A 16,515-nucleotide genomic window follows, 5' to 3' on the forward strand; every position below is an offset into this window, starting at 1 on the left:
ATCAGGCCGCCTTCGCCAGCTGGCGAAGGACGTACTGCAGGATGCCGCCGTGGCGGAAGAACTCGCGCTCCTTCGGGGTCAGCAGCAGCACCTTGACGGTGAACTCCTTGACCGAACCGTCCGGACGCGTGGCCTTGACCGTGGCGCGCTTCGACTCGCCGCCTTCCAGGCCGGTGATGTCGAACACCTCGTCGCCCTTCAGGCCGAGCGTCTGCGCGTTCTCGCCATCCATGAACTGGCAGGGCAGCACGCCCATGCCGACCAGGTTGGAGCGGTGGATGCGCTCGAAGCTCTCCGCGATCACGGCCTTCACGCCCAGCAGCAGCGTGCCCTTGGCTGCCCAGTCACGCGACGAGCCGGTGCCGTATTCCTTGCCGGCGAGGACCACCAGCGGCGTACCGTCGGCCTTGTACTTCATGGCCGCATCGTAGATGGCCATCTGTTCGCCGGTCGGGATGTACTTCGTGTAGCCGCCCTCCACGCCGTCCAGCATCAGGTTCTTGATGCGGATGTTGGCGAAGGTGCCGCGCACCATCACGTCATCGTTGCCGCGACGCGAACCGTAGGAGTTGAAGTCCTTCGGCTCCACGCCCTTCGAGATCAGGAAGCGGCCCGCCGGGCTGTCCTTCTTGATCGAACCGGCCGGGGAGATGTGGTCGGTCGTGATCGAGTCGCCGAAGATGCCCATGGCGCGCGCGCCGTGGATGTCCTCGATGGTGCCGGCCTCGGCCGTCATGCCTTCGAAGTACGGCGGGTTCTTGATGTAGGTCGAGTCGTCCCACGCATAGGTCTTGCCGTCCGGCGAAGCGATCGCGTTCCAGCGGCTGTCGCCCTTGAACACGTCGGCGTAGCTGTCCTTGAACATCTGCGGGCTGATCGCGCCGGCGATGGCGTCGGAAACTTCCTGGTTGCTCGGCCAGATGTCCTTGAGGTACACCGGCTTGCCGTCGCTGCCCGTGGCGATCGGATCCTTCGTCAGGTCGATGTTGAGCGTGCCGGCCAGCGCGTAGGCGACCACCAGCGGCGGCGAGGCCAGGTAGTTCATCTTCACTTCCGGATGCACGCGGCCTTCGAAGTTGCGGTTGCCGGACAGCACGGAGGCCACGGCGAGGTCGCCTTCGGCGATGCCCTTGCTGATCTCGGCCGGCAGCGGACCGGAGTTGCCGATGCAGGTGGTGCAACCGTAGCCGACCACGTAGAAGTTCACCTTCTCGAGCTCCTCGAGCAGGCCGGTCTTCTTCAGGTACTCCGTGACGACGAGCGAGCCCGGCCCGAGCGAGGGCTTGACCCACGGCTTCGAGGTAAGGCCACGCGCGGCGGCCTTCTTCGCCACCAGGCCGGCGGCGAGCATCACGGCCGGGTTGGAGGTGTTGGTGCACGAGGTGATCGCGGCGATCACGACCGAGCCGTCGTTGAGGCGGAACGACTTGCCGTCCTTCTCCACCAGCACGCCGTCCTCGTCGACATGGTTGCCTTCGTTGCCGACCGCGGTGCCGCCACCTTCATTGTTGAAGCGCGACACGTCGCCGTTCTTCGGCTTGCGGTTGGCAGTCAGCGGGCCGACGGCGTCGAGGAAGCTCTCCCGGACGCCTTCGAGCAGCACGCGGTCCTGCGGACGCTTCGGGCCGGCGAGCGACGGCTTGACGTCGGCCAGGTCGAGCTCGAGCACGGTGGTGAATTCCGGCTCCGGCGTGTTGGCGTCGTGCCACAGGCCCTGGGCCTTCGCATACGTTTCCACGAGGGCGATCTGCCCCTCGTCGCGACCGGACAGGCGCATGTAGTTCAGTGCTTCCTGGTCGATCGGGAAGATGCCGCAGGTGGCGCCGTATTCCGGGGCCATGTTGGCGATCGTCGCGCGGTCGGCCAGCGGCAGGTTCTGCAGGCCGTTGCCGAAGAACTCGACGAACTTGCCGACGACGCCGAGCTTGCGCAGCATCTGGGTGACGGTGAGCACCAGGTCGGTCGCGGTGACGCCTTCGGACAGCTTGCCGGTGAGGCGGAAGCCGACGACCTGCGGAATGAGCATCGACGACGGCTGGCCGAGCATCGCGGCCTCGGCCTCGATACCGCCCACGCCCCAGCCCAGCACGCCGATGCCGTTGATCATCGTGGTGTGCGAGTCGGTACCGAAAACGGTATCCGGGTAGGCGAAGGACTCGCCGTCCACCTCGTTGGTGAAGACGACACGAGCGAGGTTTTCCAGGTTCACCTGGTGGACGATACCGGTGCGCGGGGGCACCACCTTGAAGTTGTTGAAGGCCTTCTGGCCCCAGCGCAGGAACGAGTAGCGCTCCTGGTTACGCTCGAACTCGATGGCGACGTTCTGCTCCAGCGAGCTTTCCGAGCCGAACACGTCAACCTGCACCGAGTGGTCGATGACCAGTTCGGCGGGCGCCAGCGGGTTGATCTTGTTCGGGTCGCCACCGAGCTTGGCCACGGCGTCGCGCATGGCGGCGAGATCCACCACGCAGGGCACGCCGGTGAAGTCCTGCAGGACCACGCGGGCGGGCATGAACGAGATCTCGGTGTCCGGCTCGGCCTTGGCGTCCCACTTGGCGACGGCCTCGATTTCCTTGGCGGTGACGTTCACGCCGTCTTCCTGGCGGAGCAGGTTCTCCAGCAGGATCTTCATCGAGTAGGGAAGGCGCTTGATGTCGAACGTGTCGCCGAACTTCGCCAGGCTTGCGATGGTGTGGCGCTTGCCGTTGACTTCGATACTGTCTCGGACCGAGAACGAGTCTTTCATGCTGTACTCCTGGCGTGGTTCTTGAGCTGGGGAGGCCGGGCGACCCTTGCGGGCTGCCAAAGGCGTCGATTATCGCGCAGTCTGCCGTTCCAGTGCGACCGCCACGCGGCCGGCTATGGCTAGAATGGCGGGTCGCGGGCGTACGCCACGCGAAATTCTTGGCGCGAAAAGGATGAGGGCGGGGCACCGTGGGCGCAAACGCATTTGATGGCACGCAGCGTTCGATGATTTCGATGGCGCTGTCGTCCGTGTCCCTGCGCGACCTCGCCCTCGTCCAGGCAGTCGCCCGCGAGGGCAGCTTCAACAGCGCCGCCCGGGCCATGTACATCAGCCCGTCCGGGCTGTCGCACCAGGTGCAGAAGGTCGAACAGGCCCTCGGTGTGCCGCTTTTCGAGCGGGGCGGCCGGCGCGTCGTGCCCACGGCCAGCGGCCAGCGCCTCCTCGGCTACATCGACGAGGTCCTGGCCTCGGCCGAGCACCTCGAGGTGGCCGCGCGAGCGGGCGACGTGGCCTTCGGCGGCGAGCTGCGGCTGGGCGTGCCATCGACCCTCGGCCCGTACCTGCTGCCGCACTTCATCGAACCGTTTCCGCAGCGCTTCCCCGGTGCACGGCTGACCATCTCCGAGGGGAAACCTCGCGGCCTCCTGCGCCGCTTGCAGGAAGGAGAGCTCGACGCCGTGCTGGCGCCGCCGACCGCGACGGTCACGGGCCTGGACGCGACCGCGCTGTTTTTCGAACCCTACGAGCTGATGTTGCATGCTGCGCACCCGCTGGCGGGGCGGGCGTCCGTGGCCCTGGGTGAACTGGACGCGGCCGAGGCGACGCTGATGGCGGAGAGCCATGGGAACGGGGTGTCCGAACTGGGCATGACGGGGTCGGCCAGACCGGAGCGCATCCAGGACCTCAGCATCGAGAGCCTCGCCACGCTGGTGGCGTTGCGCGGCGGCTACACGCTGGTGCCGATCCTCGCCCACGAGCGCCTGGGCTCGATACCCAACGTGGTGCTGGCAACGGTGGCGGATGCGCGGCCCGGGCGGCACATCTCCCTTTACTGGCGCAGCGCCACGCCGTGGATCGACGACCTCACCGGATTCGGCGAGTTATTGCGTGCCCTGGCGGAGAAAATCCCCGGGCTGGACGCGGCGCGCGTTTAACCGCGTCGTACCTGGAAGCCCGCCATCAGCCGCCGTCGTCGAGTGTCGATCCGGTGAGCAGGCCGCGCGCGAGCATCGCGCATTGCTTGCGGTAGATCAGCAAGTGCCACTGGCGGCCGCCCAGCTGGTGCCAGAGCACCGCCGAACGCACCGACGCCAGCAGCGCGGCACGCACCTTGTCCACGTTGCCTTTCTGTTGAAGGTACGTCGGCGTGCCCGTGACCATGACGCGCGGCTTCAGCGTCGAAAGTGTCGACGCATAAAGCTCCGCCATGCGCGCGGCGACATTCGGATGCGTGAGGCCGAAATGTTCCACCTGCCGTTGCGCGGACACGATGCCTTCGCGCAAGCGGTCGAGCAGCGCACGGTTGCGCGACAGCGAGCGCTCCAGGCGAAGCACGGTGATCGCCATGCGCATCACGGCGACGTCGCGGGTCTCGTCCTCGAACTGCGCCACCAGCGTACGCAAGCCGCGGCGTACGCCGGAGACGCCGCCGTAGACGGATGCCACGGAGTCGGCATCGATGCGGAACACGCTGGCGAGGCTGGTCTCGAACGCCACCTCGTCGCAACGACCATCGGTGGCCAGCTGCTGGGCAAGGGCGGCACCCTGGAATACACCGGCCAGGGCGAGGACGCGTTCTTCGTTCATGCGGGGAACTCGAAGGAATAGATGCTTGGTGGGAGCCGACCCTGTCGGCGATGGGGAGTCGCGAGTCTCACATGTTCGCTTCGCGGGAATCGCGGACAGCGTCCGCTCCCACCAAGCGCGGCGTCGTTGACGCGCTTCACGAAAGCCCGCCATAAGGCGCATCGGTCGCCGCGATCACCGCGCCCCCCAGGCAAGCCTCGCCGTCGTACAGCACGACCGACTGGCCAGGGGTCACCGCGCGCTGCGGCTCGTCGAAGGAGACATGCAGCCGATCGCCACGAACCTCGACCGTGCAGCCCTGATCGGCCTGCCGGTAACGTGTCTTGGCGGTACAGCGGAAGGCGAGGGCGGGCGGCTCGCCCGCCACCCAGGTCAGGTCCGTCGCTTCAAGCCGGGTCGACTGCAACCATCGATTCTCGCCGCCCTGGGCCACGACCAACGTGTTCGTGCCGACGTCCTTGCCCACGACGTACCACGGCTCGCCCGCCGCGTCCGCGCGGCCGCCGATGCCGAGGCCGTTGCGCTGGCCCAACGTGTAATACATCACGCCCTGGTGCTCACCGATGCGGCGGCCGTCCGGATCGACCATTGCGCCCGGCTTCGCCGGCAGGTATTGGGCGAGGAACGAGCGGAAGTCGCGTTCGCCGATGAAGCAGATGCCCGTGGAGTCCTTCTTCGCGTGCGTGGGCAGCGCCGCCTCACGGGCCATGTCGCGCACGCGCGGCTTCTCGATTTCCCCCACGGGGAAGAGCGTGGCAGCCAGTTGCTCCTGGCCCAGCGCATGCAGGAAATAGCTCTGGTCCTTCGCCGCGTCGACCGCGCGCAGGAGGCGGTAGCGGCCATCGCGGAAGTCGACCCGCGCGTAGTGACCCGTCGCGATCTTTTCCGCGCCGAGCGCCCGGGCGTGTTCCAGGAAGGTCTTGAACTTGATCTCGCGATTGCAGAGCACGTCGGGGTTCGGCGTGCGGCCGGCGGCGTATTCGGCAAGGAAGTAGGCGAAGACGCCGTCCCAATACTCGCCCGCAAAATTTCGCGAATGGAAGGGGATGTCGAGGCGGCCGCAGACGGCCACGGCGTCCTTGCGGTCGTCGTCGGTCGTGCAGGGGCCGGAGCGGTCGTCTTCCTCCCAGTTCTGCATGAACATGCCCTCGACGTCGTGGCCCGCCTGCTGGAGCAGGAGGGCGGCGACCGAGGAGTCGACGCCGCCGGAGACACCGAGGATCACCTTCACGCGCTGGCGCCCGGAAGCAGGCTGGATACCGTGTCCAGCGGCAGCCGGCGCCCGTCCAGCCACGCGTCGATGGCGTGCAGGACCAGCGGCGTGCGCAGGCGCGTGCCGAGGGCCTCGATCTCGTCGCGGCGCAGCCATAGGGCGCGGTGAATGCCCTCGTCGAGGGCGCGCGAGGCGTCGTGTGACAGCACGTGGCCGGAAAAGGCGAATCGGAGCACCTGTTCGCCGTGCTCCGAACTCATCCATTGCCAGACGCCCAGGAAGGCGTCGAGGGCCACGTGGTGTCCCGTTTCCTCGAGGGTCTCGCGGACCGCGGCGGCCTGCAGCGTCTCGCCCGGGTCGAGATGTCCTGCGGGTTGGTTGTAGGCAAGCCTGCCCTGGGCTTCTTCCTCGACGATCAGGAAGCGGTCGCCACGCGCGATGACACAGGCCACCGTCACCCGGGGGCACCACACGCTTTCGCTGGAGAGGGGTGTCTGTGGCATCGGCTTAAGGAAATAGCGCTCTGGAAAAAGGCCTATTGTGCCATCACTTGTGGTTGCGACCCGAAAGCGCGCCGGAATCCGGTGTATAAACGAACCGCGTATCGAAGGCTCCGAATTAATGTCCCAAGAACACGAACACGATCAGGAAAGTGACCGCGGGCACGGCCTCGCCATAGAGACCGCCCGGCCGGAAACGGCAAGGCCACCCCTGTTCCAGGTCGTCCTGCTGAACGACGACTTCACGCCGATGGATTTCGTGATCGAGGTGCTGCGTAGTTTCTTCGGCATGGATCAGGAAAGGGCGGTGCAGGTCATGCTCCATGTCCACACACGAGGAAAGGGCGTCTGCGGCGTATTCACCCGGGAGGTGGCAGAAACCAAGGTGACTCAGGTCAACGAGTACTCACGGTCTCATCAGCACCCGCTGTTGTGCACTATGGAAAAGATGTAGCCGATCCCCCATCTGGAGTTCATGCGGCATTGACACGGGGCTGGTCCCCGCCGCCCACAGCTATCGGAGACGGTCCGTATGTTCAGCAAGGATCTAGAAGTCACCATCGGGCACTGCTACAAGCAGGCCCGTGAGCAGCGCCACGAATTCATGACCGTGGAGCACCTGTTGCTCGCCCTCACGGAGAACACCTCCGCCCTTGCGGCCCTGCGGGCTTGCGGGGTGGACCTGCCGCGCCTGGCGGCCGACCTGCAGCGGATCGTCGCGGAGACGGTGCCGGTGCTCCCGGCCGGCGACGAGCGCGACACCCAGCCCACCCTGGGCTTCCAGCGCGTGCTCCAGCGCGCTGTGTACCACGTGCAGTCGTCGGGCCGGAAGGAAGTCACCGGCGCCAACGTCCTCGTGGCCATTTTCGGCGAGAAGGACTCCCACGCGGTGTATTTCCTGCACCAGCAGGAGATCACTCGTCTCGACGTCGTCAACTACATCTCGCACGGTATCGCCAAGATCGGCGACGAGTCCGCCGCCGCGGCCCCGAATGCCGAGCGTGATGGCGAGGAAGGCGGGGAAGGCAAGGGCAATCCGCTCAGCGAATACGCCTCGAACCTGAACGATCTCGCCATCCAGGGCAAGATCGATCCCCTGATCGGTCGCCAGGACGAGGTGGAGCGCACCATCCAGGTGCTCTGCCGCCGCCGCAAGAACAATCCCCTGTACGTGGGCGAGGCGGGCGTGGGCAAGACCGCGCTGGCCGAGGGCCTTGCCAAGCGCATCGTCGAAGGCCAGGTGCCGGAGGTGCTCGAAGACTGCACGATCTGGTCGCTCGATCTGGGCGCGCTGGTTGCCGGCACCAAGTACCGCGGCGACTTCGAGAAGCGCCTGAAGGCGGTCATCGCCCAGCTCAAGAAGCAGCCGAACGCCATCCTGTTCATCGACGAGATCCACACCATCATCGGTGCCGGTTCGGCGTCGGGCGGCACCATGGACGCGTCGAACCTGATCAAGCCCATGCTGGCCTCGGGCGAGCTGCGCTGCATCGGTTCCACCACGTTCCAGGAGTTCCGGGGCGTGTTCGAGAAGGATCGCGCGCTGGCCCGCCGCTTCCAGAAGATCGACGTGGTCGAGCCCACCGTGGCCGATTCGATCGAGATCCTGCGCGGCCTGAAGAGCCGGTTCGAGGAGCACCACTCGGTGGAATACACCGGCGAGGCGCTGCGTGCCGCCGTGGACCTCTCGGTCAAGCACATCCCCGACCGCCTGCTGCCGGACAAGGCCATCGACGTGATCGACGAGGCCGGTGCCCGCCAGCGCCTGCTGCCGGAAGACGAACGTACCGGCAAGGTGGACGTCCCCGAGATCGAGTACATCGTCGCGAAGATGGCCCGCATCCCCGCCAAGCAGGTGTCGGCGTCGGATCGCGATGTCCTGCGCAACCTCGAGCGCAACCTGAAGATGGTGGTGTTCGGTCAGGACGCGGCGATCGAGGCCCTGGCCTCGTCGATCAAGATGGCGCGCTCCGGCCTGGGCGATCCGTCCAAGCCGATCGGCAGCTTCCTGCTGGCCGGCCCGACCGGTGTCGGCAAGACGGAAGTCACCCGCCAGCTCGCCATGCAGCTGGGCATCGAGATGGTTCGCTTCGACATGTCCGAGTACATGGAAGCGCACTCGGTCTCGCGCCTGGTCGGCGCGCCTCCGGGCTACGTCGGCTTCGACCAGGGTGGCCTGCTCACTGAGCAGATCACCAAGCATCCGCACTGCGTGCTGCTGCTGGACGAAATCGAGAAGGCCCATCCGGACGTGTACAACATCCTGCTCCAGGTCATGGACCGGGGCGTGCTGACGGACACGAACGGTCGCGAGGCGAACTTCAAGAACGTGATCATCGTGATGACCACGAATGCCGGTGCACAGCTGGCGTCGCGTCGCGGGATCGGCTTCGTGAAGCAGAACCACTCGCTGGATGCGATGGAGACCATTCGCCGCATGTTCACGCCGGAGTTCCGCAACCGCCTCGACGCGGTCATCCAGTTCAACGCGCTGGACTTCGACCACATCCTGCGCGTGGTCGACAAGTTCCTGATCGAGCTGGAAACGCAGCTGTCGGAGAAGAAGGTGAGCGTGGACGTCTCGCCGGAGGCCCGTCGCTGGTTGGCGGAGCACGGCTTCGACCCGCAGATGGGCGCCCGTCCGATGGCCCGCGTGATCCAGGACAAGGTGAAGCGCGCGCTGGCCGACGAACTGCTGTTCGGCAAGCTGGCCGAGGGCGGCAAGGTGACCCTTTCGGTCGCGGACGACGAGCTGCACGTGGAAACCGAGTCGGCGGAGCCGGCGACCGCGGAGGCGTAATCCTCTCGACGGAAGCAAAAAAAGCCGCGGCGTGAGCCGCGGCTTTTTCTATGTCGCCGAAGCGGCGCGGGGCGCCTTACTTCATGCGGTAGGTGATGCGTCCCTTGGTCAGGTCGTAAGGGGTCATTTCGACCTTCACCTTATCGCCCGTGAGGATGCGGATGTAATGCTTGCGCATACGGCCGGAGATATGGGCGGTAATGACGTGCCCGTTCTCGAGCTGCACGCGGAACATGGTGTTGGGCAGGGTCTCAAGGACCGTACCTTCCATTTCGATGACGTCGTCTTTTGCCATGTGTCCCGGGTCGGCATGAACGGCCGGAATGGCCGCATAAGTCCCTTAGTATGCCATAGAGGCTCGGCCCAGGCCACCAAGCAGGGGCGGCACGGGCCCAGGATCAGCCGAACTGCTCGTCCAGCTTCTTCCGGATCTCTTCCTCGATCGTGCCGCGCAGGGGCGAGAGGAGCATGCCGAGCTCCGCGGTGACGTGCACGTCGTTGGCCGAGACGGCGATCGCGCCCTTCACGCCGGAGCGGGCGAAGGTCAGCGTGTCACCCTGCCAAGTGCCTTCCGTCCCGAATTTCTCGCGCATGCGGGCGGCCACCTTGTCGACGACGACGCGGGCGTTCTCCACCGTCGTGCCGTGGGGGCGGCGGATGTCGATCTTCGCCATGGATGCAGTCCTCTCAGCCGGAAAGGGGCGGAGTCTATCAGGGCACCCATGGCGTGAACGTGGACACCTTTGCGTTCAAACAGATACCGCACTCTGCTAAAGTCGCGTCGTCAACGCCCCGGTTCCTCCATGCGCATCGAATTCGTCAGCTCGGCTCGCGGTGATTTCCATTGGTCACGGCCCATGCTCACGATCGGCCGCGCCGAGGACAACGACCTCGTCGTGTCCGAAACCCAGGTAGCCGCCCGCCATGTCGCGATCCACCGCGACCGGCGCGGGCTGGTCCTCGAGGTCGTGCCCGGGTCCGGACGTGTCTACGTCAACGCCCGTCCGGTGCGCGAGCGCGCCCTGTTGCGACCGGGTGACAGCCTGTCGTTGGGCGATTGCCGCATGCTCGTCCGGGACGATGCCGACCTGGACGCACGCGACGCCCTGAGCCCCACCGAATCGCGCTGCACGGTTGCCCTGCGGCCGGTGGCGGGGCCCTTGTCGGGGCGGGTTGTCGCCGTGGGCGACCGCCTGGAACTGGGCTCCACCCATGGTGCGCTGCCGCTCGAGCTTCCCGGTAACGATGCCGCCTTGCTGACCCTCGCATGGGATGACGTCGATCTCGTGCTCGACGCCTCGCGCGTGCCGCCGCGGCACGCCGTGCGCGTCAACGGCGTGAAGGTGGTCCGGGCCACGTTGCAGCCGGGGGACCAGATCGGCATCGCCGCGCACCGCTTCGTCCTCGAGGGGCCAGGTTGGGCGGCCGAGCCGGTGTTGCCTGTCGCCGAGCCCGAGCCGGAACCGGTGGCGCGCGAGGTCGATGCACCGCGCGGCGATGTCTGGTGGCTCATCCTCACCGCCGCGCTGCTCGCGCTCGGTATCGCGGCGGTGCTGTTCGTCCAGTTCTGACGACACGTCTGCGGAACCGCCTGCGAACAGCCATGGACAAAGCCCACTTGCCGCCGCCAGGCTGCGGGCATAATGCATCGTCCTTTCGTGGAGCGAGAACGAAGTGAGCAGAGCGTGGAATTTCAGCGCCGGTCCGGCGGCGCTTCCCGAAGCAGTCCTGAAGCGTGCGCAAGCGGACATGCTCGACTGGCATGGTGCCGGCGCCTCGGTCATGGAGCTCTCTCACCGGGGGAAGCGTTTCATGGAACTGGCCGCGGCCACGGAGCAGCGACTGCGCAAGCTGCTCGCGATTCCCGCGAATTACAGGGTGTTGTTCCTGCAAGGCGGCGCGACCCAGCACTTCGCGCAGATCCCGATGAACCTCGCGCCGGAGGGTGGGGCGGCCGACTATATCGTCACCGGCGTCTTCAGCAGGAAGGCGGCGAGCGAGGCGGCATTCCATGTCGATGCGCGTGTCGCGGCGAGCTCCGAAGCCGCCGACTTCCTCGCGCTGCCGCCGCGCGACACGTGGCAATTGAACCCGCACGCGTCTTACGTCCACTACACGCCGAACGAAACCATACGCGGGCTGGAATTCCATGAGATTCCGGACGTGGGCGACGTACCGCTCGTGGCGGACATGTCCTCCAATATCCTCGGGGCACCGCTGGACGTGTCGCGCTTCGGCCTGATCTATGCGGGCGCGCAGAAGAACATCGGTCCGTCGGGCCTCGTCCTCATGATCATTCGCGACGACCTGCTGGCGCGTCCCCCGCGCCCCATCGCGAAGATCCTCCGCTATGCGGAGCAGGCGGCCAACAATTCGATGCTCAATACACCGAACACCTGGGGCTGGTACCTCGCCGGCCTCACCTTCGAGTGGATCGAGCAACAGGGCGGGCTGGCGGCGATGGGTGAGCGCAATGCCCGCAAATCCGCCATAGTGTACGACACGATCGACGGCTCGAACGGTTTCTATCGAAACGATGTCGAGCGCGCCGCGCGTTCGCGCATGAATGCGTCGTTCGTCTTGCACGATAACGCTTTGGATAGCGCCTTCCTCGCCGAATCCGAGGCTGCCGGCTTCATCGGGCTCAAGGGGCACAAGGCCGTGGGAGGCATGCGTGCTTCGCTGTACAACGCCGTGTCGCAAGACGCGGTGGAAGCGCTGGTGCAATTCATGCGGGACTTTGCGGCGCGGCACGGTTAAAGTCGGAAGTCGCCGCGCTGCAGCATGCGCGCGCGGCCCAACCGTTTCACCTGCAACCACTTAGCCGCCTGGACGTCCATGAGCAAGACCCCCGCCGATAAACAAGCCACGCTTGCCGAGGCGCGAACGCGCATCGACAGCATCGACCAGCAACTGCAATCGCTCATCAGCGAGCGCGCCCGTTGGGCACAGCAGGTCGGCCGGGCCAAGGGCCCGTTGAAGGCGGCGGTGGAATATTACCGACCCGAACGCGAGGCCCAGGTACTTCGTGGCGTCATCGACCGCAACGACGGTCCGCTGCCGAATGGGGAGCTGGTACGCCTGTTCCGCGAGATCATGTCGTCCTGCCTGTCGCAACAGCAGCCGCTGAAGATCGGCTTCCTCGGCCCGGAGGGCACTTTCAGCGAGCAGGCCGTGCGCAAGCATTTCGGTCATGCCGCCTATGGCCTGCCGCTGGGAAGCATCGAGGAAGTGTTCCAGGAGGTCGCCGCCGGCAACGCCGACTTCGGCGTCGTGCCGGTCGAGAACTCGGGGCAGGGCATGATCCAGATGACGCTGGACATGTTCCTCGTGTCCAAGGCCACCATCTGCGGCGAGGTGGAGCTGCGCGTCCACCAGAACCTGCTGTCGCTGAGCGGTGAGCTGAAGGACGTGAAACGCGTCTATTCGCATCCGCAGTCGCTGCAGCAATGCCAGGGCTGGCTGCGCGTCAATCTGCCGCACGCGGAACGCGTGCCGGTGTCGAGCAACGCCGAGGCGGCGCGCACCGCGCGTCTCTCGCCGGAATCCGCCGCGATCGCAGGCGAGACAGCGGGCCGCGTGTACGGCCTGAAGACCGTCGCGGGCCCCATCGAGGATCGCTCCGACAACACGACACGCTTCCTCGTGATCGGCCGTTCGATCTTTCCGCCGTCGGGAAACGATCGCACCTCGTTGCTCGTTTCGGTGCGCGACAAGCCCGGCGCGCTGTACGACGTGCTCAGCCCCCTCGCGAAGCACGACATCAGCATGAACCGTATCGAGTCTCGCCCGGCACATACGGGGAAGTGGCAGTACGCGTTCTTCATCGACGTGTCCGGCCATGTGGACGATCCGGCCCTCCAGGCCGCGCTCGATGAAATGAAACCCGCCGCCGCCGATGTACGCGTGCTCGGCTCATACCCAGTCGCCTTGCCATGACCCTTCCTTTCGATGCAGCCGCGCTCGCCAATCGCGCGACGTCGGCCCTTCGCGCCTACGATCCCGGACACGACCTTCCCGCACTGCGCCTGCGTTTCGGCGCCGTTATCTCCGAATTGGGCTCGAACGAGAACCCGCTCGGCCCAAGTCCCTTCGCGATGCGCGCCGCGACGCGTGCGCTCGATGAGATCTGGCGTTATCCGGACCCGCTCGGCAAGTCGCTGAAACGCCGGCTGTCGGACGAGCAGGGCGTTCCCGTCGCCGGCATCACGCTCGGCAATGGGTCACACGAACTGCTGATGCTCCTGGCGCAGTGCTTCGCGGATGCGGAGCATCCCGTGGTGCATTCACAGTTCGGGTTTGCCGTGTTTCCCATCGCGGCCGCCGCGGCGGGCGCGCCCTCGGTAGCGGTGCCGGCGCTCCCGGCCGACCATCCCGAGGCACCTTACGGTCATGACCTGGACGCGATCGCCAATGCGGTCACGGCGCAGACGCGACTCGTCTATCTGGCCAATCCGAACAATCCGACCGGCACATGGTTCGGCGACGCGGCGCTCGGAGCCTTCCTCGACAAGGTACCGGCGCACACGCTGGTGGTCGTGGACGAGGCATACCACGAGTACGTCCAGGCCGAGGGCCTGAGCACGGCGGCGCACCTGCTCGACCGCTTCCCCAACCTGATCGTCACGCGCACCTTCTCCAAGGCGTACGCCTTGGCGGGTTTGCGTATCGGATACATGTTGAGCCATCCCTCGGTGGCTGCGGTCTGCGAGCGCCTGCGCGAATCGTTCAACGTCAACGGCGTGGCGCTGGCGGCGGCGGAAGCCGCCCTGGACGACCACGAGCATCGCGCCCGCGTGCGCGAGACGAACCATCGCGATCGTGCGTGGCTCACGGAGGAGCTGACCGCGCGCGGGTTTCGCGTCTTGCCGTCGCAGACCAATTTCCTGCTCATCGACCTCGGCCGTGACGCGACGTCGTTCGAGACGCACCTGTTCGAACGCGGCGTCATCGTTCGTCCCATGGGCGGCTACCGGCTGCCGCATACGCTGCGGGTGAGCATCGGCAGCCGCGATGAACTGCAGCGCTTGCTGGAGAACCTGCCATGAGCGGTGTGACCTGGCTCAGCCATCGCGCGACAGGTCCGCTGGGCGGCGAGATCGTCGTTCCCGGCGACAAGTCCGTGTCGCACCGCGCCCTGATGTTCGGTGCCATCGCCGAGGGCGTGACGCACATTCGTGGATTCCTCGAAGGCGAGGACACGCGGGCCACGGCGGCGATCCTCGGCAAGCTCGGCGTGCGTTTCGAAACGCCTTCGCCGGGTGAGCGGGTGGTCCATGGCGTCGGCCTGCATGGCCTGCGCGGCAGCACGGAAGCGCTCGACTGCGGCAACGCCGGTACGGGCATGCGTCTGCTGGCTGGATTGTTGGCCGGGCAGGCGTTCGATGCCACGCTGGTCGGCGACGAGTCGCTTTCGCGCCGCCCCATGCGCCGGGTGACCGATCCGTTGGCGGCCATGGGTGCCTCGATCGATACGGACGACGGCAAGCTGCCACTTCGTATCCATGGCGGCGCCCGATTGCGCGGCATGACGTACCGTCCGCCTGTCGCCAGCGCGCAGATCAAGTCGGCGCTGCTGCTGGCGGGCCTCTACGCGGACGGTGCCACCGAAGTGATCGAGCCGCATCCGACCCGCGACTACACCGAGAGCATGCTGAAGGCCTTTGGCTGGCCCATCGAGTTCTCGCCCGGCCGCGCGCGGCTGGAGGGCGGGCATACCCTGCGCGCGGTCGACGTTGACGTGCCTGCGGACTTTTCCTCGGCTGCCTTCTTCATCGTCGCGGCTTGCGTCGTACCGGGTTCGGCAGTGCGCCTCGTGGGCGTGGGCCTGAATCCGAGGCGCACCGGGTTGCTCGCGGCGCTACGCCTGATGGGCGCCGACATCACCGTGGAGCGCGAGCGCACCAGCGGAGGCGAAACGATCGGCGATCTCGTCGTTCGCCACGCGCCGTTGCATGGCGTCGAGCTGCCGCTGGACGTCGTGCCCGACATGATCGACGAGTTTCCGGCGCTCTTCGTGGCCACGGCCGTGGCCGAGGGCACGACGACGATCCGGGGCGCGGCGGAGCTTCGCGTGAAGGAATCCGACCGTATCGCCAGCATGGCGCATGGCTTGCAGGCCTGCGGCGTCTCGATCGAGGAGCTTTCCGACGGAGCGATCATCCACGGCGGCGGTATCGCCGGCGGCAGCATCGACAGCCACGGCGACCATCGCATCGCGATGAGCTTCGCCATCGCGGGCCTGGTGGCCTCGGGCCCGATCACGATAGGCGACTGCGCCAACGTGGCGACCTCGTTCCCTGGCTTCATGGAACTGGCGAACGGAGCGGGCTTCCAGCTCGAATCGCAGAACTGACGTCCCCGTGGGAATCGGGCCGGCCGCTTCCCACATTACACGCCGATCCGGAAGAGGCTACGCTTCCCGTCCCTACTGGCCGGATGCCCCCCATGGCTGCAAAGATCCCCCCGTTCGTCGTCGTGGTGCCCGCGCGCTTCGGCTCCACGCGGCTACCGGGCAAGCCGCTGCTGAAGATCGGCGGCGAATCGATGATCCGTCGGGTGGCGGGCAGGGCGGGGCAGGCGGGGGCGGCGCAGGTCGTCGTCGCCACGGACGACGAGCGGGTCGCCCATGAACTGCGTGGCTGTGGCGACATCCTGGTCTGCATGACGCGGGCGGACCACGCCTCGGGCAGCGACCGCATTGCCGAGACGGCCGGCTACTTCGGCTGGCCGGACGATACCGTGGTCGTGAACCTCCAGGGCGACGAGCCCTTCGCCCCGGCCGCCGGCATTCGCGCCGTGGTAGCGCCCCTGGCAGGGGACGACGCTCCCATGGCGACGCTGGCCACCCCGATCGAGCATGCCGACGAGCTTTTCGATCCGAACGTCGTCAAGGTCGTCGTTGGCGCCCACGGGCGCGCGCTCTATTTCACCCGCGCCCCCGCGCCCTGGGCACGGGATGCCTTCGCCCGGGATCGCAGCGCCCTCCCGCCGGACGTGCCTTTCCTCCGCCACATCGGTATCTACGCGTATCGCGCGGGCTTCCTGCGCCGTCTGGCGGCCCTGCCGCGAACGCCGCTGGAACAGGCCGAGTCGCTGGAGCAACTGCGGGCGCTGGAGCACGGCCACGCGATCGCCGTGCGCGCCACGCCCGAGCCGTTCCCGCCCGGGATCGATACGGCGGACGACCTGGCCCGGGCCGAGCGCTGGTTGGCCGCACAGGGCGCGGCGCGGCCGTAGGGTTTCGCCTGCAGACGGCCGAGGACCCCGCCGTCATGCCACGCAGGACTGCGCCGGGGGCGCGATCCAGGGCCGCCACGTAATCTAACCCCGTCGCCACACTCACCCCTAGTAGGACGGCGACGCTCCCAAGGAAGGTCCTCGCCGGCATGGCCTCATCCCCATGCCGGCGTTTTCGCGTCCGTGATCCGCCAACGCGGTAAAATGACGG

Annotated in this window: 15 protein-coding genes; 9 read left to right on the top strand and 6 right to left on the bottom strand. The window is 66.8% G+C overall.

Annotation, left to right across the window (positions count from 1 at the left end):
- Window position 1: 1 nt before the first annotated feature.
- Complete coding sequence (acnA, locus tag ACQKIE_RS00850; protein ID WP_427454985.1) at window positions 2-2,746, bottom strand: aconitate hydratase AcnA; 2,745 nt, start codon at window positions 2,744-2,746, stop codon at window positions 2-4.
- A gap of 224 nt (window positions 2,747-2,970) precedes the next feature.
- Here acnA and ACQKIE_RS00855 point away from each other — a divergent pair, with 224 nt between their 5' ends.
- A complete protein-coding gene (locus ACQKIE_RS00855) occupies window positions 2,971-3,900 on the top strand; it encodes a LysR family transcriptional regulator (protein ID WP_427454986.1) in 930 nt (309 codons plus the stop codon).
- A 25-nt stretch (window positions 3,901-3,925) separates the two neighbouring features.
- Here ACQKIE_RS00855 and hflD read toward each other — a convergent pair whose 3' ends face one another.
- The 3 genes from hflD to ACQKIE_RS00870 form a co-directional block, all read right to left on the bottom strand.
- Window positions 3,926-4,552, bottom strand: a complete 627-nt coding sequence (gene hflD, locus ACQKIE_RS00860; protein ID WP_427454987.1) for a high frequency lysogenization protein HflD — start codon at window positions 4,550-4,552, stop codon at window positions 3,926-3,928.
- Between the two features lie 136 nt (window positions 4,553-4,688).
- Window positions 4,689-5,783, bottom strand: coding sequence for a tRNA 2-thiouridine(34) synthase MnmA (gene mnmA, locus ACQKIE_RS00865; protein WP_427454988.1), 1,095 nt, complete (start codon window positions 5,781-5,783; stop codon window positions 4,689-4,691).
- Window positions 5,780-6,268 carry an NUDIX hydrolase gene (locus ACQKIE_RS00870; RefSeq protein WP_427454989.1) on the bottom strand — a complete coding sequence of 163 codons (489 nt, stop codon included), beginning with the start codon at window positions 6,266-6,268 and terminating at the stop codon, window positions 5,780-5,782. Before ACQKIE_RS00870 ends, mnmA begins: the two co-directional genes overlap by 4 nt.
- Window positions 6,269-6,386: 118 nt before the next feature.
- Between ACQKIE_RS00870 and clpS the strand changes: the two genes are divergently transcribed.
- Entirely contained in the window at window positions 6,387-6,719 is a 333-nt protein-coding gene (gene clpS, locus ACQKIE_RS00875; protein WP_427454990.1) for an ATP-dependent Clp protease adapter ClpS, read from the top strand.
- Window positions 6,720-6,797: 78 nt separating this feature from the next.
- A complete protein-coding gene (gene clpA / locus ACQKIE_RS00880) occupies window positions 6,798-9,065 on the top strand; it encodes an ATP-dependent Clp protease ATP-binding subunit ClpA (protein WP_427454991.1) in 2,268 nt (755 codons plus the stop codon).
- Window positions 9,066-9,141: 76 nt separating this feature from the next.
- Here the strand turns inward: clpA and infA are convergent, their stop codons facing one another.
- Entirely contained in the window at window positions 9,142-9,360 is a 219-nt protein-coding gene (gene infA / locus ACQKIE_RS00885) for a translation initiation factor IF-1 (RefSeq protein WP_072323067.1), read from the bottom strand.
- A gap of 103 nt (window positions 9,361-9,463) precedes the next feature.
- Window positions 9,464-9,739, bottom strand: a complete 276-nt coding sequence (locus tag ACQKIE_RS00890; protein ID WP_427454992.1) for a polyhydroxyalkanoic acid system family protein — start codon at window positions 9,737-9,739, stop codon at window positions 9,464-9,466.
- A 129-nt stretch (window positions 9,740-9,868) separates the two neighbouring features.
- Here ACQKIE_RS00890 and ACQKIE_RS00895 point away from each other — a divergent pair, with 129 nt between their 5' ends.
- The 6 genes from ACQKIE_RS00895 to kdsB all read left to right on the top strand — a co-directional run bounded on the left by ACQKIE_RS00895 (window position 9,869) and on the right by kdsB (window position 16,304).
- Window positions 9,869-10,636 carry an FHA domain-containing protein gene (locus tag ACQKIE_RS00895; RefSeq protein WP_427454993.1) on the top strand — a complete coding sequence of 256 codons (768 nt, stop codon included), beginning with the start codon at window positions 9,869-9,871 and terminating at the stop codon, window positions 10,634-10,636.
- A gap of 103 nt (window positions 10,637-10,739) precedes the next feature.
- On the top strand, window positions 10,740-11,825 hold the full coding sequence (gene serC / locus ACQKIE_RS00900; protein ID WP_427454994.1) for a 3-phosphoserine/phosphohydroxythreonine transaminase: 1,086 nt from the start codon (window positions 10,740-10,742) through the stop codon (window positions 11,823-11,825).
- A gap of 78 nt (window positions 11,826-11,903) precedes the next feature.
- A complete protein-coding gene (pheA, locus tag ACQKIE_RS00905) occupies window positions 11,904-13,004 on the top strand; it encodes a prephenate dehydratase (protein WP_427454995.1) in 1,101 nt (366 codons plus the stop codon).
- Complete coding sequence (gene hisC, locus ACQKIE_RS00910) at window positions 13,001-14,113, top strand: histidinol-phosphate transaminase (protein WP_427454996.1); 1,113 nt, start codon at window positions 13,001-13,003, stop codon at window positions 14,111-14,113. The genes pheA and hisC overlap by 4 nt, the downstream gene beginning before the upstream one ends.
- Window positions 14,110-15,420 carry a 3-phosphoshikimate 1-carboxyvinyltransferase gene (aroA, locus tag ACQKIE_RS00915; RefSeq protein WP_427454997.1) on the top strand — a complete coding sequence of 437 codons (1,311 nt, stop codon included), beginning with the start codon at window positions 14,110-14,112 and terminating at the stop codon, window positions 15,418-15,420. The genes hisC and aroA overlap by 4 nt, the downstream gene beginning before the upstream one ends.
- 92 nt (window positions 15,421-15,512) lie before the next feature.
- The gene (gene kdsB, locus ACQKIE_RS00920) at window positions 15,513-16,304 is read left to right on the top strand and encodes a 3-deoxy-manno-octulosonate cytidylyltransferase (protein ID WP_427454998.1); all 792 of its coding nucleotides are present in this window, start codon (window positions 15,513-15,515) and stop codon (window positions 16,302-16,304) included.
- The last annotated feature ends 211 nt before the right edge of the window (window positions 16,305-16,515 follow it).

The sequence above is a fragment of the Luteibacter sp. NPDC031894 genome (genome assembly GCF_050273135.1).
Classification (GTDB): Bacteria; Pseudomonadota; Gammaproteobacteria; order Xanthomonadales; family Rhodanobacteraceae; genus Luteibacter.